This is a genomic window from Streptomyces sp. NPDC104307 (assembly GCF_055584045.1).
Genome location: NZ_JBVJMU010000016.1, coordinates 98,014 through 115,887 on the forward strand (window position 1 = coordinate 98,014; position 17,874 = coordinate 115,887).

The 17,874-nt window shown below is 72.5% G+C and carries 17 protein-coding genes and 2 pseudogenes; 17 read left to right on the forward strand and 2 right to left on the reverse strand.

The annotated features are described in order from the left end of the window. The first annotated feature begins 170 nt into the window (after window positions 1–170). The 10 genes from ACZ601_RS30795 to ACZ601_RS30840 all read left to right on the forward strand — a co-directional run bounded on the left by ACZ601_RS30795 (window position 171) and on the right by ACZ601_RS30840 (window position 10,746). Window positions 171–521 (forward strand): DUF3817 domain-containing protein, encoded by a 351-nt coding sequence (locus ACZ601_RS30795; RefSeq protein ID WP_024494214.1) that lies wholly within the window; start codon window positions 171–173, stop codon window positions 519–521. Beyond that, window positions 518–811 (forward strand): MTH1187 family thiamine-binding protein, encoded by a 294-nt coding sequence (locus tag ACZ601_RS30800; RefSeq protein ID WP_469544194.1) that lies wholly within the window; start codon window positions 518–520, stop codon window positions 809–811. The genes ACZ601_RS30795 and ACZ601_RS30800 overlap by 4 nt, the downstream gene beginning before the upstream one ends. A 46-nt stretch (window positions 812–857) precedes the next feature. After that, on the forward strand, window positions 858–1,715 hold the full coding sequence (locus tag ACZ601_RS30805) for a helix-turn-helix domain-containing protein (protein ID WP_469544196.1): 858 nt from the start codon (window positions 858–860) through the stop codon (window positions 1,713–1,715). A gap of 238 nt (window positions 1,716–1,953) precedes the next feature. Continuing rightward, entirely contained in the window at window positions 1,954–3,042 is a 1,089-nt protein-coding gene (locus tag ACZ601_RS30810; protein WP_469544198.1) for an iron-siderophore ABC transporter substrate-binding protein, read from the forward strand. A 44-nt stretch (window positions 3,043–3,086) separates the two neighbouring features. After that, complete coding sequence (locus tag ACZ601_RS30815; RefSeq protein WP_440576899.1) at window positions 3,087–4,169, forward strand: FecCD family ABC transporter permease; 1,083 nt, start codon at window positions 3,087–3,089, stop codon at window positions 4,167–4,169. Next, window positions 4,166–5,245 carry a FecCD family ABC transporter permease gene (locus ACZ601_RS30820; RefSeq protein WP_469544200.1) on the forward strand — a complete coding sequence of 360 codons (1,080 nt, stop codon included), beginning with the start codon at window positions 4,166–4,168 and terminating at the stop codon, window positions 5,243–5,245. The genes ACZ601_RS30815 and ACZ601_RS30820 overlap by 4 nt, the downstream gene beginning before the upstream one ends. Before the next feature lie 246 nt (window positions 5,246–5,491). Beyond that, the gene (locus ACZ601_RS30825) at window positions 5,492–6,325 is read left to right on the forward strand and encodes an ABC transporter ATP-binding protein (RefSeq protein WP_469544202.1); all 834 of its coding nucleotides are present in this window, start codon (window positions 5,492–5,494) and stop codon (window positions 6,323–6,325) included. Next, window positions 6,322–8,016 (forward strand): ABC transporter transmembrane domain-containing protein, encoded by a 1,695-nt coding sequence (locus ACZ601_RS30830; protein WP_469544204.1) that lies wholly within the window; start codon window positions 6,322–6,324, stop codon window positions 8,014–8,016. Before ACZ601_RS30825 ends, ACZ601_RS30830 begins: the two co-directional genes overlap by 4 nt. Beyond that, window positions 8,013–9,767: an ABC transporter ATP-binding protein gene (locus ACZ601_RS30835; RefSeq protein ID WP_469544206.1), complete on the forward strand. Its 1,755-nt coding sequence runs from the start codon at window positions 8,013–8,015 to the stop codon at window positions 9,765–9,767. Before ACZ601_RS30830 ends, ACZ601_RS30835 begins: the two co-directional genes overlap by 4 nt. An 85-nt stretch (window positions 9,768–9,852) precedes the next feature. Then, window positions 9,853–10,746: a siderophore-interacting protein gene (locus ACZ601_RS30840; protein ID WP_469544208.1), complete on the forward strand. Its 894-nt coding sequence runs from the start codon at window positions 9,853–9,855 to the stop codon at window positions 10,744–10,746. Between the two features lie 10 nt (window positions 10,747–10,756). On the opposite strand, the gene ACZ601_RS30845 is transcribed toward ACZ601_RS30840, so the two are convergent. Then, complete coding sequence (locus ACZ601_RS30845; RefSeq protein ID WP_469544210.1) at window positions 10,757–11,746, reverse strand: ArsR/SmtB family transcription factor; 990 nt, start codon at window positions 11,744–11,746, stop codon at window positions 10,757–10,759. Between the two features lie 73 nt (window positions 11,747–11,819). Between ACZ601_RS30845 and ACZ601_RS30850 the strand changes: the two genes are divergently transcribed. The 5 genes from ACZ601_RS30850 to ACZ601_RS30870 all read left to right on the forward strand — a co-directional run bounded on the left by ACZ601_RS30850 (window position 11,820) and on the right by ACZ601_RS30870 (window position 17,137). Further along, window positions 11,820–13,235, forward strand: a complete 1,416-nt coding sequence (locus ACZ601_RS30850) for an MFS transporter (protein WP_469544212.1) — start codon at window positions 11,820–11,822, stop codon at window positions 13,233–13,235. Between the two features lie 10 nt (window positions 13,236–13,245). Beyond that, complete coding sequence (locus ACZ601_RS30855; RefSeq protein WP_073737055.1) at window positions 13,246–13,755, forward strand: MarR family winged helix-turn-helix transcriptional regulator; 510 nt, start codon at window positions 13,246–13,248, stop codon at window positions 13,753–13,755. A gap of 76 nt (window positions 13,756–13,831) precedes the next feature. Next, the gene (locus tag ACZ601_RS30860; protein ID WP_440579142.1) at window positions 13,832–14,164 is read left to right on the forward strand and encodes a DUF3817 domain-containing protein; all 333 of its coding nucleotides are present in this window, start codon (window positions 13,832–13,834) and stop codon (window positions 14,162–14,164) included. A gap of 108 nt (window positions 14,165–14,272) precedes the next feature. Further along, entirely contained in the window at window positions 14,273–15,973 is a 1,701-nt protein-coding gene (locus ACZ601_RS30865; protein ID WP_469544215.1) for an acyl-CoA mutase large subunit family protein, read from the forward strand. Between the two features lie 102 nt (window positions 15,974–16,075). After that, complete coding sequence (locus tag ACZ601_RS30870; protein ID WP_469544218.1) at window positions 16,076–17,137, forward strand: alpha/beta fold hydrolase; 1,062 nt, start codon at window positions 16,076–16,078, stop codon at window positions 17,135–17,137. Between the two features lie 11 nt (window positions 17,138–17,148). Here the strand turns inward: ACZ601_RS30870 and ACZ601_RS30875 are convergent. Beyond that, a pseudogene (locus ACZ601_RS30875) lies at window positions 17,149–17,277 on the reverse strand (TetR family transcriptional regulator); the annotation flags it as partial. Between ACZ601_RS30875 and ACZ601_RS30880 the strand changes: the two are divergent. Together ACZ601_RS30880 and ACZ601_RS30885 are read left to right on the forward strand one after the other, a co-directional pair. Then, window positions 17,278–17,559: pseudogene (locus ACZ601_RS30880) on the forward strand (methylmalonyl-CoA mutase family protein); the annotation flags it as partial. 48 nt (window positions 17,560–17,607) lie between these two features. Further along, window positions 17,608–17,868, forward strand: a complete 261-nt coding sequence (locus ACZ601_RS30885; protein ID WP_469544334.1) for a hypothetical protein — start codon at window positions 17,608–17,610, stop codon at window positions 17,866–17,868. The last annotated feature ends 6 nt before the right edge of the window (window positions 17,869–17,874 follow it).

The window sequence follows — 17,874 nt, forward strand, 5'->3', positions numbered from 1 at the left end:
GTGCGACGGTAGCCGCCGGAAATCAGGCCCGTCCCGCGAATGAGGACAAGAACTGCCCGAAGGGCGCGAAACGGCCCCCGCCACACGTGCGGACGGCGGCCGGTGCCACAATGGTCGCGCTTGTGCCTGCGTTCACAAGCTGTCACCGTCCTCCCACCGAAGGTGCCCCCGTGGACATCAAGACCGCCACCGCCCTGCACCGGCTGCGCCTCATCTCGATTCCCGAGGCGCTGTCCTTCCCCGCGCTGATCCTCTTCGGCTCGGTGCTGAGCAGGATCTCCGACATCGACTTCCTGATGATGCCGCTCGGCATGCTGCACGGCGTGCTCTTCGTGATCTACGTCGTGCTGCTGCTGGACGTCTGGAACAAGACCAAGTGGCCGCTCAAGCGCGTCGCGTTCTTCTTCCTGCTCTGTGTGCTGCCGTTCGGCGGTCTGTACGGCGACAAGGTGCTCAAGCGCTACGAGGCCGACGGCGTCATCGCCGCCCGCGCGCGCCGGGAAGGGACGGTCAGCGCATGATCGTCGCCTTCTCCGTCAGTCCGCTGGGTGTCGGTGAGGACGTCGGCGAGTACGTCGCCGACGCCGTCCGCGTCGTCCGCGAGTCCGGGCTGCCCAACCGCACGGACGCCATGTTTACCTCCATCGAGGGGGAGTGGGACGAGGCGATGGACGTCGTCAAGCGGGCCGTCGCCGCCGTCGAGGCGCGGTCCGGACGGGTCTCCCTCGTCCTCAAGGCCGACATCCGCCCCGGCGTGACCGACGGTCTGAACTCCAAGGTCGAGACGGTCGAGCGGTACCTGGCCGACTGACACCGGGGCACGTCGGCCGAGCGGCAAGTTAGGGTAGCCTAACTTCATGCTGGCTACAGTCCCGGGCCGTGAGCGCGGCGAGCCGCTCCCGGCGGCCGCGCTCCGATGGGCCGAGCCGTCGGCGGGCGGCGCCCAGGTGTCCGCCCCCTATCTGCTCACCACCGCCGTCCTCGGCGGGAACCCCCCGGCGGCCCCGGTCACCGCCGGTGTGCACACGCACTCCGACGGACTCCTCGTCTGGCCCCGGCACGGTTCGCTGACGCTCCATACCCGTAACGCCGTGCGCCGGCTCGTGCCGGGGCAGGGGATCTGGCTGCCGCCCGGCACCCCGCACGACTCCTCGGCCGACCCGGGCGGCGTGAGCTGCTACACCTACGTGACCAGTGCGGCGATTCCGCCGCACTGGTCCGGCCTGCGCCCGCTGCGGGTGCTGCGCGCGCTCCAGGAGATGCTGCTCCACCTCGACACCACGTCGATGCCCGACGATCTCCGGCTGCGGACCCAGCGCGTCGTCCTGGACCTACTGGAGGACGACCCGCATCCGGCCATCGACGTCCCCGTCCCCGAGGACGCGCGCATCCGCGCCCTGGCCGACGACGTCATGCGTGATCCGGAGAGCGAACTCTCGCTGGAGGCGTGGGCGGCGCGGCACGCGCTGAGCGTGCGTACCGTCACCCGTGCGTTCGGCCGCGACATCGGCATGTCCTTCGCGCGGTGGCGGTCGCTGGTGCGGATGTCCGCGGCGACGACGCTGCTGGCCCAGGGCCGTCCGGTCAGTCTGGTCGCGCACCGCTGCGGCTACTCCACGACGAGCGCGTTCTCCGCCGCCTTCCGCCGGGTGACCGGGGTCAGCCCGACCGAGTACCTGCGCGATCAGGCGGTACCGGTGCAGGCCGGCCGCTGACGGTCCCACCTCCCACCGCGCACTGCCCCGTGTGCCGCCGATTCGGCGGGTGGCCGAATCGCGACAGACCCTGGCCAGTTCGCGCCCCCTTCGAGCGCCGCCGCTCCTTAGCGTTCACTTAGGTGAGGGTTACCTAAGTTGAAGCGGGTCCGGTCGCATACGCGTCGTCCCGCCACGGCCGCCCTCCCCGTACATCCGCCGTCGCTCCACCGCGACGCGCGCAGATCCGAGGAGAAGCATGTCCATATCCATCCCGGCCGAACGCGGAACGGGCGCCGTCGCACGCCTCATGGCGCTGATGCTCGCGGCCGTCGTGGTGCTGGCGGGCTGCGGCAGCGGCGGCTCCGGTCCGGACCCGGCGGAGGCGAAGCCGGGCAGCGCTCCGGGCGCGTTCCCCGTGAGCATCAAGCACGGCCACGGGACCACGACGATCAAGGCGAAGCCCAAGCGGGTCGTGGCGGTCAGCTGGATGTCGCTGGACGTGGTCGCGGCGCTGGGCACGGTCCCGGTCGGCGTCGACAAGCAGTGGGGCGGCGACAAGCAGGGCTACACCCCGTGGTTCCGCAGCACGGTCGAGAAACTCGGCGGACCGCTGCCCGAGACGCTGAACTACGGTGACGCGGGCGAGATCGACTTCGAGCAGATCCTCTCGCTGAAGCCCGACCTCATCGTCGGCCTGTACTCCGGCATCTCGGACGTCGACTACAAGCGCCTGTCCGGAATCGCCCCCACCATCCCGTACCTGAACAAGCCCTGGGACGGCGGGACCTGGCAGGAGATGACCCGCACCATCGGCAAGGCCATGGGCGAGACGAAGAAGGCCGAGAGCCTCGTCACCGACGTCCGGGGCCGGCTGGCCGAGGTCACCGAGGAGCACCCCGAGTTCAAGGGCAGGACGTTCACCTACGGAGTCGCCCTCACCCCCGGCTCGACAGAGGTCGGGCTGTACCTCAACTACGACGCCCGGGTCCGGCTGCTGACCGAGATGGGCTTCCGCAACACCCCGTCGATGAAGGCGATCGCGTCCACCGCCAAGGGCACCAACTGGTACGGCGGGGTCAGCCTGGAGAAGCTCGACACGATCGACGCCGACATCTTCGTCGGCTGGGCCAACGGCGCCGACGAGGTCCCCTACTCGCTCAAGGACCCGCTGTTCTCGCGCTGGAAGCCGATCGCCGGGAAGAACTACGCGTTCGTACAGGATCCGGCGATGGGCATGGCCACCAGCGGACCCTCGGTGCTCTCCATCCCCTGGGCGCTGAAGCGCTACGTCCCGATGCTCGCCGACGCCGTCGCGGGCAACGGGAGCGCCGGCGCGGGCTCCTGACCGCCGTCCGCCGCCCCGTGTGACGCCCTCTCCCAAGGACAACCATGACGACCGCCTCACCCACGGGTGACCTCACCACCGGCGCGGCGCGCGATGTGCCGGACCCGCGCGGCGCCGCGGGTCCGGCCCGGCGCACCCGGTACCGCCCGCTGATCCTGCTGGCCGCGATCGCGCTGCTGCTCGTCGTCGCCGTCCTCAGCGTGATGGTCGGCGCCCGCTCCATCGCCCCCGGCACGGTGTGGGACGCGCTGTTCCACTTCGACGACTCCGACGAGCACGTGATGGTGCGCGAACTGCGGGTGCCCCGCACCGTGATCGGGCTGGTCGTCGGTGCGGCCCTCGGCCTCAGCGGCGCGCTGATCCAGGCGTTCACCCGCAACCCGCTGGCCGACCCCGGCATCCTCGGCGTGAACGCGGGCGCGAGCCTCGCGGTGACGTTCGCCGTCGCCGTGCTCGGGTACACCGGAGCCGGCCAGTTCATCTGGTTCGCCCTGGCGGGGGCCTTCGGGCTCACGGTGCTCGTCTACACGCTCGGCTCGATCGGCGCGGACCGGGGCAGCCCGGTCAAACTCACCCTCGCGGGCGTCGCGTTCACCGCCGTGTGCGGCGGTTTCACCTCCGCCATGGCGCTCAAGAACACCACCACGTTCGACGTCATGCGGTTCTGGGGCGTCGGCTCCATCGGGGGCCGGTCGCTCGACATCCTCCCCGTCGCCCTGCCCCTGATCGGCGCCGGGCTCGTCCTCGGACTGGGCAGCGCGGGCTCGCTCAACACCCTGGCGCTGGGCGACGACCTCGCCCGGTCGCTGGGCACCCGGCTCGCCCTGACCCGGGCGGTACTGGTGCTCGCCGTCACCCTGCTGGCCGGGACCTCGGTCGCCGTCGCCGGCCCGATCTCGTTCGTCGGGCTGATGGTGCCCCACGTCGTCCGCTGGTTCACGGGACCCGACCAGCGCTGGATCCTGCCCGTCACGATCGTCGTCGCGCCCGCCTTCCTGCTGGCCGCCGACATCATCGGACGCGTGGTCCTGCCCTCCGGCGAGATGCGGGTCGGGCTCGTCACCGCGCTCGTCGGCGCACCCGTCCTCGTCGCGCTCGTCCGGCGCCGGAAGGTGAGCACCCTGTGAACGCCACGACGACGAAGGACGCCGCAGCGGACCGGGTCGACTTCGGCCGGACCGTCTGGGCCTGGCGGCGGCCCGGCCTGGCCCTGCGCGTCGAGCGGCGGACCGTGCTGGTCTGCGCCGCCCTGGCCGTCACCGTGGCCGCCCTCGGCGTCCTCACCCTCGGCACCGGGTCCATCCAGCTCACCCCGGCCCAGGTGCTGTCCGCCCTGTTCGACCCGGACGCCGACCCCCGCGACCGGCTGGTGGTCGTGACCTGGCGGCTGCCACGCCTGCTGTTCGCGCTTCTCTGCGGAGCGGCGCTCGCCATCAGCGGCGCGCTGTTCCAGTCGCTCACCAGGAACCCGCTCGGTTCGCCCGACGTGATCGGCTTCGCCTCCGGCTCCTACGCGGGGGCGAGCGTCGTGATGCTCGTGCTGGGCACCGCCAACTACCTCGCGGTCGCCTCGGGTTCACTGATCGGCGGGGCGCTGACCGCGCTCCTGGTGTACCTGCTGGCCTACCGCAAGGACCTGGCACCCTTCCGCCTCATCATCGTGGGGATCGCCGTCGGCGCCTTCCTCTCCTCCCTCACCTCGATGCTGCTGCTCTCCGTCAACCCGCAGCAGGCGATGCTGGCGGCGACCTGGGGAGCGGGCTCCCTCAGCGGACTCGGCTTCGAGCAACTGCGTCCGGCCGCAGCCGTGTTCGTCGTCCTGCTGATCTGCTCCGCAGCCGTGGCGCGGCCCCTGGTCCATCTGGAACTGGGCGACGACGCGGCCGTGGCCCTCGGGGTCCGCGCCCAGCGCGCACGCCTCGCGGCCACGCTCACCGGGGTCGCGCTCACCGCGCTCGTGACCGCGGCCGTCGGCCCGATCTCGTTCATCGCGCTCGCCGCGCCGCAGATCGCCCAGCGGCTGACGCGCGGCTCCACCACGGTCCGGATCGGGCCCGCCGCGCTGACCGGCGCCGCGGTCCTGACCGGCGCCGACTTCATCGCCCAGCGCGTCGACCTGCCCGTGGGCGTCGTCACGGTGTGCGTCGGAGGCGCCTATCTGGCCTGCCTGCTCGCCCGCCGGTACGCGGGGCGGCGGGGATGAGCGCACCAGTCCTGCCGTCCCCGGCGCCCGGCCCCCCTAGGGCGTGTCGTCAAGCTGCCGTCTGCCGGGCGACGCCATGCACGCACTCTCGCCGCACCGGCCCCAGACCCCGGTACGTCCAGTACAGGGGCCTGGGGCCGGCACGCCGAGAGCACCCACCTGACGCCGCCCGGCCGCCCTCCGGGCGACGACGGCAGTTTGACGACACGCCCTAGCCCGCCCGCCGCCCGTCCGCGAGGAGTACCCGTGACCGTCACGACGCAGCCCGCCCGCACCCGCACCCCGGCCCCGGCACGCCTTCAGGTGCTCGACGCCTCCATCGGCTACGGCCGGCATCCCGTCTCCGAGCACCTGGACGTAGCCATCCCGGACCGCTCGTTCACCGTCATCATCGGCCCCAACGCCTGCGGCAAGTCGACCCTGCTGCGCGCCGTGTCCCGGCTGCTGCGGCCCACCGCCGGCAAGGTCGTCCTCGACGGCCGGTCCATAGCGGAGTACGGCTCCAGGGAAGTGGCCCGGACGCTCGGGCTGCTGCCGCAGTCCTCCGTGGCGCCCGACGGGATCACCGTGGCCGACCTGATCGCCCGCGGACGCCACCCGCACCAGAGGCTGATGCGCCAGTGGACCCGGCAGGACGAACAGGCGGTCCTGGACGCCATGGCGGCCACCTCCGTCACCGAGCTCTCCGGCCGGGCGGTCGACGAACTCTCCGGCGGCCAGCGCCAGCGCGTCTGGGTGGCGATGGTCCTCGCCCAGCAGACCCCGGTCCTGCTGCTGGACGAACCGACCACGTTCCTCGACATCGCCCACCAGATCGACCTGCTGGAGCTGTTCACCGATCTGCACCGCGCCGGGCACACCCTCGTCGCCGTACTCCACGACCTGAACCACGCGGCCCGCTACGCGAGCCATCTCATCGCCATGCGCGACGGCCGGGTCGTCGCCGAGGGCACCCCGCAGGAGGTGGTGACCGCCGCCCTGGTGCGGGAGGTGTTCGACCTGCCCTGCCAGGTCGTCCCCGACCCGGTCACCGGCACCCCCATGGTCGTCCCGCTGACCCGCCGACGGGACGCCCGGTGAACCCGGCCGCCACCGCCCCCGCCGGCGGACCCGGTCCGGACAGCGGTGCCCGGGGGCCCAACTCCGTCGCGGCGCTGTTCCGGGTCGCACTGCTGCGCGACGGCCGGGGCCGCCTGCTCGCCCTCACCACCCTCGCGTTCATGGTCCATCAGCTGTGCGAGGCACTGGTGCCGGTCCTCATCGGCGTGGTCATCGACCGGGCACTCGCCCCGCAGGACCGCTCCGCCCTGCTCCAGTGGCTCGGCGTCCTGGGCGCCGTCTTCGTCGTACTGTCCCTGTCGTACCGGCGGGCGTCGACGGCCATGGTGGACGTCTACGGCCACGGCGAGCACGAGCTGCGGCAACGGGTGATGGCCCGGCTGCTGCACCCGCGCTCCCTGCGCCGCGGGCCCGGCCCCGGCGAGGCACTCTCGCTGGTCTCGTCCGACACCTACCGCGTCGCCGGGGTCTCCTGGAGCGTCGTGCAGCAGGCCTCGACGGTCACCGCGATCCTCACCGCCTCGACGGCCCTGCTGCTGATCTCCGTACCCCTGGGCCTGGGCGTCATCGCCGGCACGGTCCTGGTGCTCGTCGTGATGCGCCGGGTCTCGATGCCGCTGGAGGCGCGGGGACTGGCCGAGCAGAGTACGGCGGCCAGGGCCGGCGAGGTGGCCACCGACATGATCACCGGACTCCGGGTGGTCATCGGCATGAACGCACGGGCGGAGGCCGCCCGCCGCTACCGCGCCGCGAGCGGGGAATCCAGGCGCGCGGCCGTGGCCACCTCGCGCTCCGTCCTGGCGTACGGCAGCCTCAGCCGGCTGCTGTCGGGAGCGCTCCTCGCCGCGCTCTCCACGGCGTCGGGATACCTCGCGCTCGACGGCAGCATCACCATCGGCCGGCTCGTCACCGTCCTCGGACTCGCCCAGTTCCTCCAGGGCTCGCTGACCCACGTCGGTACGTTCGCCTCCAACTGGTTCCACAAGCGGGCCTCCGCCCGCCGGCTGGGCGACCTGCTGGACGAACCGCACCTGATCGGCCCCGCCGGGACCGGCACCGGCGAGAGCTCCGCCCACGTCACCGCCGGCTCCCGCCCCGCGCTGCGGTGGCACCCGCCCGAGCACGGCGAGCCCCTCGACCTGCGGCCCGGCGAACTCCTCGGCGTCGTCCCCCGCCACCCCGGGCACGCACGCGAGCTCAGCGACCGGCTCGGCTACCGCGTCCCGCTCCGCCGGGGCGAACTCCTGATCGACGGCACCGACGCCGTCGACCTCGGACCGGAGCCGGTGCGCGCCCGGATCGCGGCGCCGCCCCACCACGGCGCGGTGTTCTCCGGCACCCTGCGCTCCAACCTCACCCCCACGGGCGGTGCCGGCGACCCGGCCGTGCTGCGGGCCGCGATGCTCGACGACGTACTCGAACTGGTCGGCGGCGACCAGGCCGAAGTCGGTGAGCACGGCCGCAGGCTCTCCGGCGGCCAGCGGCAGCGCCTGCTGCTCGCCCGTGCCCTGCACGCCGACGCCGACCTCGTCGTCCTCGACGAACCCGCCACCGCGGTCGACCCGGTGACCGAGCAGCGCATTGCCGCGGGACTGCGGGGACTGCCCGCCACCACGCTCCTCATCACCAGCAGCCCGATCCTGCTCGCCGCCTGCGACCGGGTCGTCGACCTCGGCGGCGCCCACCCCGGACCGAACGGAACGACCAGATGACCCCCGCACCCGGCGCCCTGCCCATCGCCGGCCCCCGCCGCACCCGCGAGGAGATCGTCCGCCGGCTCGGCGCGCACCGCGCCCGGCTCGCCGCCGCGCTGCTGACGCTGGGCTGCGGTACGGCCGTCACACTCGCGACGCCCCCGGTACTCGGCGCCGTCGTGGACGCCGTCGCGGACGGGGAGGGCCGGGGCCGCGTCACGCTGCTCGGCGCTGCCCTCGTGCTCGTCGCCGTCGCCGGGTCCGCACTCGCCTACGCCGGTGGCCGGATGCTGGTCGTCCTCGTCCAGGGTGTGCTCGCCGCGCTGCGCGAGGACGTGTTCGAGACCGCGGTGCACCTTCCGGCGAGCACGCTGGAGTCCTCGGACAGCTCCGATGTCGTCTCCCGGGTGACGCGCGACGTGGAAGCGGTCTCCGAAGCCGCCTCCGACGTGCTTCCCGATGTCACCGACGCGAGCTTCACGATCGGCCTGAGCCTGGTGGGCCTCGCGGTCCTCGACATCCGCCTGGCCCTGGCCGGCCTGGTCTGCCTGCCCGTCCACATCCTCGCGACCCGGCAGTTCCTCGCCCGCTCGCACGTCGTGTACGCGGACATCCGCCGGCTGGAGTCCACCCGGGGCCAGTCCGTCATCGAGGCGGTGCACGGCGCCGAGACGATCCGTACGTACCGCTCGCAGGACCGGCACCTCGGCGCGCTGGCCGGACACAGCGAACTGGCCATCGCACGGCAGCGCGACGGCGTACGGCTGCGCAACCGGTTCACGGGCCTGCTCAACACGGCGGAGTTCCTCGGCCTCGCGGCCGTACTCGTCACCGGTTTCGCGCTGCTCGGCTCCGGCGCCGTCTCGGTGGGCGCCGCCACGGCCGCGGCCCTCTACTTCCACCGCCTCTTCGGCCCTGTCGGGGCGCTGCTGGGGAGCCTGGACGACATCCAGCGGGCGACGGCCGGGCTGTCGCGGCTGGTGGGCATCACAGAGCTGGGCCGGTCCGGTGCCGGGCACGGGCGGCCCGGCACGGGGGACGCGCGCCACCGCCCGGCGATCGACGTCAAGGGCGTCTCGTTCTCGTACGACGGCAGCCGCGACGCCCTGCGTGACGTCTCGTTCCACGTACCGCCGGGTTCGAGCCTGGCGCTCGTCGGCGCCAGCGGCTCCGGGAAGAGCACCCTGGCCCAGCTGATCGCCGGACTGGCCGAACCCGACCGGGGCGAGATCACAGCGGGAGAGGCGGCGGCCGGACGGGTCCCGTCCCGGTACCTGGTCACTCAGGAGATCCACCTGTTCGGCGGTACCCTGGCGGACAACCTGAGGATCGCCCGGCCCACCGCCACCGACGACGAACTCCGCCGGGGACTGGCAGAGGCCGGGGCCGACTGGGCGCTGGGGACGCGGGCGGGGCTCGACACGGTGCTCGGCGCGGCGGGCACCCCCGTCGACGACGGCTCTGTCCAGCACCTCGCGCTGGCCCGCGCGCTGATAGCCGACCCGGACGTCGTCGTCCTCGACGAGGCCACCGCCCAGTCCGGCCAGCAGACCCGCGGTCCGCTCCAGCAGGCCCTGGAACGCGTCACCCGTGGACGTACCAGCGTGATCGTGGCGCACCGACTGGAGCAGGCGCGCGACGCGGACCGCATCCTCACCCTGCGGCGCGGCGAGGTCGTCGAGCAGGGCACGCACGACGAACTGCTGGCTTCCGGGGGCGAGTACGCGGCCCTCTGGCAGGCGTACACGAGCAGAACCGGCCGCCCCTAGACGACCGCGGCCGATCCCGACGGCCGATCCCGACGACCGATCCCGAACCCACCTTCACCCCCTCACACCCGAAGGAGCAGCACCCATGACCATTCACCGCGCCGTGGTGGCCCGCGTCCGGCCGCTCAGCACGACCATGGCCCGCATCACGTTCCACGGCGAGGGCCTCGCCGCGTTCACCTCCACGGGCGTCGGCGACGAGTACGTCCGGCTGTTCCTGCCGCACGGCCCCGACCGGACCGATGTCTCCCTGCCCGACTCGACGGAGAACGGCGGCTGGCGGACCCCGGAGGGACGGCCGGAGGCCCCGGTGCGCACCTACACGATCCGGTCCGCCCGTCCGGAGGCCGGCGAGATCGACATCGACTTCGTGCTGCACGGCCACGGGACGGCGTCCGGCTGGGCCGCCGCCGCCCGCCCCGGCGACGTCATCGGCCTCAACTCCCCGACCGGCCTCTACAGCCCCCCGGCCGACCTCTCCCGGCAGGTCCTGGTCTCCGACCTGAGCGGTCTGCCCGCCGTCGGACGCCTCATCGAGAACACCCCGGACCACGTCATCACCCGGGCCGTCCTGGAGGTCCCCGACCCGTCCTGCGTCCAGCCGCTCCCGGACCGGCCCGGCGTCCGGGCCACCTGGACCTACGGCGGCAACGGCCACGGTCCCAGCCGGCTGGCCGAACTGGTCGAGGCCGCGATCCCGCCCGGCACCGACCTGACCGGCGGCTACGTGTGGGTCGCGGGGCAGACGGACGCCCTGCGCGCGGTGCGGCGCTACCTGCGCAGGGAACTGCGGCTCCCCGCCGAGCGCTTCAAGGTCGTCGGCTACTGGATGCCGGACGGCGAGTCCTGGACCCGGCGCTACGAAGCCCTGCCCGCCGCCGTCCGGTCCGAGCTGGAGAGCATGTGGCACGACCCGGCCGACGAGCCGGAGGACCTCGCCATCCGCTACGAGGACCGGCTCAGCACGCTCGGTCTGTGACCCGCGCCGGTCACGGGTGCTGCGGCGCGGCCAGCGCGATCCCGAGCGGCGTCCGCTCGTACAGCACCTGGTGCCCGTACCTGCGCGAGGTCAGCAGCCCGGAGGACCGCAGCACCGACAGGTGCCCGGATACGGAGGACGGCGCGAGGGCGAGCCGGTGGGCGAGCGCGGTGGTGCCGGCCGGCTCGTCCAGCGCGCACAGGACGTCGGCGCGGGCCCGGCCGAGCAGCCGGGCCAGCGCGTCCGGGGTGCGGTCGCCCGGCTCCGTCCAGAGCCCGCCGATCCCGCGTGCCGGGTAGATGACCGCGGGCAGCCAGGGGGCCTCGAAGCCGCCGACCACGTTCGGCCAGGCGAACACGCTCGGCATCAGCACCAGGCCCTGCCCGCCGAGTACCCGGGAGTGCCGGCCGGCCGTGCGGGCGATGGTGAGCGTGGAGTCCGCCCAGCTCAGCTGCGGGCTCAACTCGCTCAGCAGCCGCTCGAAGCCGACCGCCGCCAGCCGCCGCGAGTGGTACGCCACATCCGCCTCCAGCAGCGCCCGCAGCCGGGGCCAGTGCGGCTCGACCAGCGCCCGCCAGGCCCGCTCCAGCAGATCGGCCAGCTCCCGCACGGTCCGCGCCGGATCGGCCAGCAGCGCCCGCCCGGCGGGGGAGTCCAGCGCCCCGGGCCGGTCCGACAGCGCCCACGCGATGTCCTCCCGCGCCAGCCCCGGATCGACCGCCCGCACGCCCGCGATCTCCTCCTCGAACGAGGTGAGCGGCCCCAGCGGCGGCGGGCAGAAGAAGTCCGGGCTGTGACCGCGCTCGTTCATCAGCAGCCACAGCGGCCCGAGATCGAGCCCGGCGGCCGCTTCCCGGATCCGGCGCAGCCACGGCAGGTGATAGCCCTGCCGCTGCGGCGTGGCCAGCACCCGCACGGCGGCCTGGGTCTCCCCGAGCGGGGAGAGCGCGAACCGGCAGCGCAGCAGATCGCTCTCGTCGAAATGCAGATGGAACGGCATACGCGGCCCCGGGAAGATTCGGCTGGGACCGAAAGTCTACGGACCGCGTGCCGGGTTCCCGCAGGCTGCGTCCATGCCGAGAGACACCGATCCGCCGACGGGCGGCCACCCGCCCCGCGACCCGGAGCGCGCCGGTCCCCCTGACCCGAGCGAACCGCCCGCGCTCCGGGCCCCCGCGGCCCCCGTGACCGTGTCCGGACCCGCCGGGCCGGGACCCGACGCGGAACCGTCCGAACCCTCCCGCGGCTACCGGGCCGTCTTCGCCGTCGTCGAGTTCCGCGCCGTCTTCGCCGCGCATCTGCTCTCGCTGCTCGGCGTCGTCGTCAGCGAGCTCGCGCTGACCGTCCTCGTGTACGACCTCACCGACTCGCCCCTGCTCAGCGCCCTCACCTTCGCGCTCGGCATGCTGCCGTACCTCGTCGGCGGCACCCTCTTCGCGGGGATCGCGGACCGCTACCCCGCGCGCCGGGTCCTGGTCACCTGCGACCTGATCTGCGCGGCCTGCGTCGCCGTGATGGTGCTCCCCGGCACCCCCGTCGCCGGACTGCTCCTGCTGCGCTGCCTGGTGGCCGCCGTGTCACCGGTCTTCACCGGGACCAGGATGGCCGCGCTCACCGACATCCTGGGCGAGGGCGACCTCTTCGTGCTGGGCCGCTCGCTGCTGCGGATCGTCTCGCAGAGCGCGCTGCTGGCCGGCTTCGGCGTGGGCGGGCTGCTGCTCGCGGTGGTCTCGCCGCGCGGTGCGATCACCATCACCGTCGCCACCTTCCTCTGCTCGGCCGCGCTGCTCAGGCTCGGCACCCGGGACCGGCCCGCCCGCACCACGGGCAAGGGCGGCGGCACCCTGCTGGGGGAGTCGCTCGCGGGCGCCCGGCTGGTGCTGGGCCACCGCCGGATCCGGGCGCTGCTGCTGCTCTTCTGGCTGCCCCCGATGTTCGTCGTCGCGCCGGAGGCGCTGGCCGCCCCGTACGCCGACGAGATCGGTGTGGGCAGCGCCGCGCTCGGGCTGCTGATGTGCGCGATGCCGGTCGGCTCCATCGCCGCCGAGCTGTACACGGGCGCCGCACTGAGCCCCCGTACCCGCTCCCGCGTCGTGCTGCCCCTCGCCGGGGCCGGGCTGCTGCCCCTCGTGCTGTACGGGTTCCGTCCCGGAGCGGCCCTGGCCGCCGTCGCGCTGGTGCTGGCCGGGGCGGGTTCCGCGTACGTCATCGGGCTCGACCAGTGGTTCGTCGAGGCCGTCCCGGACGAGCTGCGCGGGCGGGCCATGACCGTGCTCACCGCCGGGCTCATGACGCTCCAGGGCGTCGGCATGGCGCTGGCGGGCCTGGCCGCCGAGTTCTTCCCGGTGCACCAGGTGGTCGCCGGGGCGGGAGCCGTGGGCACCCTGTGCCTGCTGGTGCTCGTGGCGGAGGTCCGCAGAACCGGACCCGCTCACCGAATTCGGACCGAAGTTCGAGACGGGGCGGACCAGCATGTGACCAGTGGGTAAGGTCGATGCCGTGCCGAAGCCGCTCAGTCTCCCCTTCGATCCCATCGCCCGCGCCGACGAACACTGGCAGCAGCGCTGGGGCCCCGTGCCCTCCATGGGTGCGATCACCTCGATCATGCGTGCGCAGCAGATCCTGCTCGCCGAGGTCGACGCGGTGGTCAAACCGTACGGACTGACGTTCGCGCGGTACGAGGCGCTGGTCCTGCTCACCTTCTCCAAGGCCGGTGAGCTGCCGATGTCCAAGATCGGTGAGCGGCTGATGGTCCACCCCACGTCCGTCACGAACACCGTGGACCGGCTGGTGCGCTCCGGCCTGGTCGACAAGCGTCCCAACCCGAACGACGGGCGGGGCACGCTCGCCTCGATCACCGACAAGGGCCGTGAGGTCGTCGAGGCGGCCACCGAGGACCTGGTCGCGATGGAGTTCGGGCTCGGGGTGTACGACGCGGAGGAGTGCGGCGAGATCTTCGCGCTGCTGCGGCCGCTGCGGATCGCCGCCCAGGACTTCGAGGAGATCTGAGCGGGTCCGCGGAGGGCACGGTTCCGGGCCCGGCCCGCTGCAAGATCGCCCCGGACGTCCGGTTAGGCTCGATGGCATGAAACGCAGCGTCCTGACCCGGTACCGGGTGATGGCTTACGTCACCGCCGTCATGTTGCTCGTGCTCTGCACCTGCATGGTCTTCAAGTACGGCTTCGATACCGGCGAGGGCCTGACGCTCGTCGTCTCGCAGATCCACGGCGTGCTCTACATCATCTACCTGATCTTCGCCTTCGACCTCGGCTCCAAGGCGAAGTGGCCGATGGGCAAGCTGCTCTGGGTGCTGATCGCCGGCACGATCCCGACGGCCGCGTTCTTCGTCGAGCGCAAGGTCGTCCGCGAGGTCGAGCCGCTGCTCACGGACGCCGCCCCGGTACCCGCGAAGGCCTGACCGGCGCCGGTCCGAAGCCGGTCCGAAGCCTGGCCCGAACCGCCCCGCGCAAAGCGCCGGGCGGTTTGCCATCGACATTTACTAGGACGTCCTAGTAAATTTGTACGCATGGAAGCTGACGCGATCGAGGAAGGCCGCCAACGCTGGCAGGCCCGTTACGACAAGGCCCGCAAGCGTGACGCGGACTTCACCACGCTCTCCGGTGACCCGGTCGAGCCCGCGTACGGACCCCGGCCGGGGGACGCGTACGAGGGCTTCGAGCGGATCGGCTGGCCCGGGGAGTACCCCTTCACCCGCGGGCTCTACCCGACCGGCTACCGGGGCCGCACCTGGACGATCCGCCAGTTCGCCGGCTTCGGCAACGCCGAGCAGACCAACGAGCGCTACAAGATGATCCTGGCCGCGGGCGGCGGCGGCCTCAGCGTCGCCTTCGACATGCCGACGCTGATGGGGCGCGACTCGGACGACCCCCGCGCGCTCGGCGAGGTCGGCCACTGCGGGGTGGCCATCGACTCCGCCGCCGACATGGAGGTCCTCTTCAAGGACATCCCGCTCGGTGACGTCACGACGTCGATGACGATCAGCGGCCCCGCCGTGCCCGTCTTCTGCATGTACCTGGTCGCCGCCGAGCGCCAGGGCATCGACCCGGCCGTGCTCAACGGCACGCTCCAGACGGACATCTTCAAGGAGTACATCGCGCAGAAGGAGTGGCTCTTCCAGCCCGAGCCCCATCTGCGCCTCATTGGTGACCTGATGGAGCACTGCGCCCGCGACATCCCCGCGTACAAGCCGCTCTCCGTCTCCGGCTACCACATCCGCGAGGCCGGAGCCACGGCCGCGCAGGAGCTGGCGTACACCCTGGCCGACGGCTTCGGATACGTGGAGCTGGGCCTCTCCCGGGGGCTCGACGTCGACACCTTCGCCCCCGGCCTCTCCTTCTTCTTCGACGCGCACCTCGACTTCTTCGAGGAGATCGCCAAGTTCCGCGCGGCCCGCCGGATCTGGGCCCGCTGGATGAAGGAGACGTACGGCGCGAAGACCGACAAGGCGCAGTGGCTCCGCTTCCACACCCAGACCGCCGGAGTCTCGCTCACCGCCCAGCAGCCCTACAACAACGTCGTGCGCACCGCCGTGGAGGCGCTCTCCGCGGTCCTGGGCGGCACCAACTCCCTGCACACCAACGCCCTGGACGAGACCCTCGCGCTCCCCTCGGAGCAGGCCGCCGAGATCGCCCTGCGCACCCAGCAGGTGCTGATGGAGGAGACCGGCGTCGCCAACGTGGCCGACCCGCTGGGCGGTTCCTGGTACGTGGAACAGCTCACCGACCGGATCGAGGCGGACGCCGAGAAGATCTTCGAGCAGATCAGAGAGCGCGGCACCCGGGCCCACCCCGACGGGCAGCACCCGATCGGCCCGATGACCTCCGGCATCCTGCGCGGCATCGAGGACGGCTGGTTCACCGGCGAGATCGCCGAATCGGCCTTCCGCTACCAGCAGTCGCTGGAGAAGGGCGACAAGCGGGTCGTCGGCGTCAACGTCGCCCACGGCTCCGTCACCGGCGACCTGGAGATCCTGCGGGTCAGCCACGAGGTCGAGCGCGACCAGGTCAGCGAGCTCGCCGGCCGCAAGGGCGGCCGCGACGACGCCCGGGTGGGCGCCGCGCTGGACGCGATGCTGGCCGCCGCCCGCGACGGCTCCAACATGATCGCCCCGATGCTCGACGCCGTACGGGCGGAGGCCACCCTCGGCGAGATCTGCGGGGTGCTGCGCGAGGAGTGGGGCACCTACACGGAGCCGCCCGGCTTCTGACAGATAGTTGGTAGTTACAGGTGTCACCTCCAGGGGCCCGGGTAGGCGCAGCCGCGATACTCGTACCCCTCTGGAGGCAACACCGTGAGACTGTCCGGGAGAATGACAGCGGCCGCGGGCGCCGCACTCGCCGTACTCGGAACGCTGCTGGTCAGCGGTTCGACGGCGGTCAGCGCCGCACCGACGCCGAAGCCGAGGGTGCAGGACACCTTCGACTCGCTCGGCCCGGATGTGCAGGCCGCGAAGCTCTCCAGCGGCCGCACCGCGCACTACATCGACGAAGGGCGCAGGGGCGGCACCCCGGTCCTGTACATCGGCGGCACCGGAACCAGCGCGCGCGCCGCGCACATGACCGACTTCTTCCGGTCCACCCGGGAGTCGTTCGGCCTCCGGCTGATCTCCGTGGAGCGCAACGGCTTCGGTGACACGGAGTACGACCCCTCCCTCGGCAAGGCCGACTTCGCGAAGGACGCCCTGGAGGTCCTGGACCGGATCGGCGTCAAGAAGGTCTCGGTGATCGCGATCTCCGGCGGCGGCCCGTACGCCGCCGAGCTCGCCGCCCGCGCCCCCGGCCGGATCAAGGCCCTCCACCTGGCCGCCGCGCTCCCGCCGTACGGCGAGAAGGCCGCGTACTGCTCTCTGAGCGACGACGCGCTGACCGACGCGGTCAAGGACTCGATAGCCGACCCGCGCTCCTGGTGGGCGTTCCCCGACGACAGTGCCGTCAAGTCCATCCCGGGCTTCGCCGACACCGCGTACGAGGAGGGCGCCCGCACGTACAACCAGCGCGGCCAGAAGTCCGATCCGGCGCCGCAGGTGCACGAGCAGAGGCTCTACTGCCAGCGCCCCGGCCCCGACCTGTCGAAGCTGAAGGCGCCCGTCTACCTGTACGGCGGCGACAAGGACACCACCGTCCCGACGGCCGCCGCCCTGGCCAACTGGCGCAAGGCGCTGCCGGTCACCCCGGTGGTCCGTACGTACGCCGACTCCGGCCATGACGTCCAGTACCGGCACTGGGACCAGATCCTGGTGGACCTGGCCGGACAGGGAGACCGCACCGTCGTCTGCCACAGCGACCGCACCAAGCTGCTGGCGCCGAAGCAGGCGGACCGCCTGGTCGCCGCGGGCAAGGCCACGCTGGGCAGCTGCGCCTGGCAGAAGTAACCTCCCAGGCGCTAACCGCCGGCGGCCGCACCCAGCCCCGCCAGGAGCAGCAGGGTGAAGCGCCGGGCCCAGTCGGCATCGACGGGCTCGGCGCTCACCAGTGCCCGGTGCACCACGGCCCCGGCGATCACGTCGAAGATGCGGACCCGCTGGGCGGTTCCTGGTACGTGGAGCAGCTCACCGACCGGATCGAGGCGGACGCCGAGAAGATCTTCGAGCAGATCAGGGAGCGCGGCACCCGGGCTCACCCCGACGGGCAGCACCCGATCGGCCCGATGACCTCCGGCATCCTGCGCGGCATCGAGGACGGCTGGTTCACCGGCGAGATCGCCGAATCGGCCTTCCGCTAACGGCGTTCGCTGGAGAAGGGCGACAAGCGGGTCGTCGGCGTCAACGTCGCGCTCGGCTCGGTCACTGGCGAGAACACCCTATGGACGAACGGGGACATCGCGCAGCAGGCGGTGGACCGGGTGGTCGCCGACTACTTCTACCCGAGAGGCGTCAGGAACAAGGCCGCCTTCGCCAAGCTGGAGAGGTGGCGGAACACTGCGGGACCGGGCGACTACTTCACCATCAACGGGAAATGGGACGCCTATCCATCGCTGGGCAAGGCCTACCATCCTGACGGCAGCACCATCACGACAGTCGGCAACGAGGTGACTGTCCTCCTCAAGAAGTGGACCCACAAGGGACGCGGTGGCTTCGTCGTGTGCACCGCCTATCCGAACTGAGAGCGA

Excerpts from the sequence above, each read along its gene's own strand:
- ACZ601_RS30800 (WP_469544194.1), top strand. The coding sequence starts at position 518 with ATGATCGTCGCCTTCTCCGTCAGTCCGCTGGGTGTCGGTGAGGACGTC.
- ACZ601_RS30805 (WP_469544196.1), top strand. The coding sequence starts at position 858 with ATGCTGGCTACAGTCCCGGGCCGTGAGCGCGGCGAGCCGCTCCCGGCG.
- ACZ601_RS30810 (WP_469544198.1), top strand. The coding sequence starts at position 1,954 with ATGTCCATATCCATCCCGGCCGAACGCGGAACGGGCGCCGTCGCACGC.
- ACZ601_RS30815 (WP_440576899.1), top strand. The coding sequence starts at position 3,087 with ATGACGACCGCCTCACCCACGGGTGACCTCACCACCGGCGCGGCGCGC.
- ACZ601_RS30835 (WP_469544206.1), top strand. The coding sequence starts at position 8,013 with ATGACCCCCGCACCCGGCGCCCTGCCCATCGCCGGCCCCCGCCGCACC.
- ACZ601_RS30840 (WP_469544208.1), top strand. The coding sequence starts at position 9,853 with ATGACCATTCACCGCGCCGTGGTGGCCCGCGTCCGGCCGCTCAGCACG.
- ACZ601_RS30845 (WP_469544210.1), bottom strand. The coding sequence starts at position 11,746 with ATGCCGTTCCATCTGCATTTCGACGAGAGCGATCTGCTGCGCTGCCGG.
- ACZ601_RS30850 (WP_469544212.1), top strand. The coding sequence starts at position 11,820 with ATGCCGAGAGACACCGATCCGCCGACGGGCGGCCACCCGCCCCGCGAC.
- ACZ601_RS30860 (WP_440579142.1), top strand. The coding sequence starts at position 13,832 with ATGAAACGCAGCGTCCTGACCCGGTACCGGGTGATGGCTTACGTCACC.
- ACZ601_RS30865 (WP_469544215.1), top strand. The coding sequence starts at position 14,273 with ATGGAAGCTGACGCGATCGAGGAAGGCCGCCAACGCTGGCAGGCCCGT.
- ACZ601_RS30870 (WP_469544218.1), top strand. The coding sequence starts at position 16,076 with ATGACAGCGGCCGCGGGCGCCGCACTCGCCGTACTCGGAACGCTGCTG.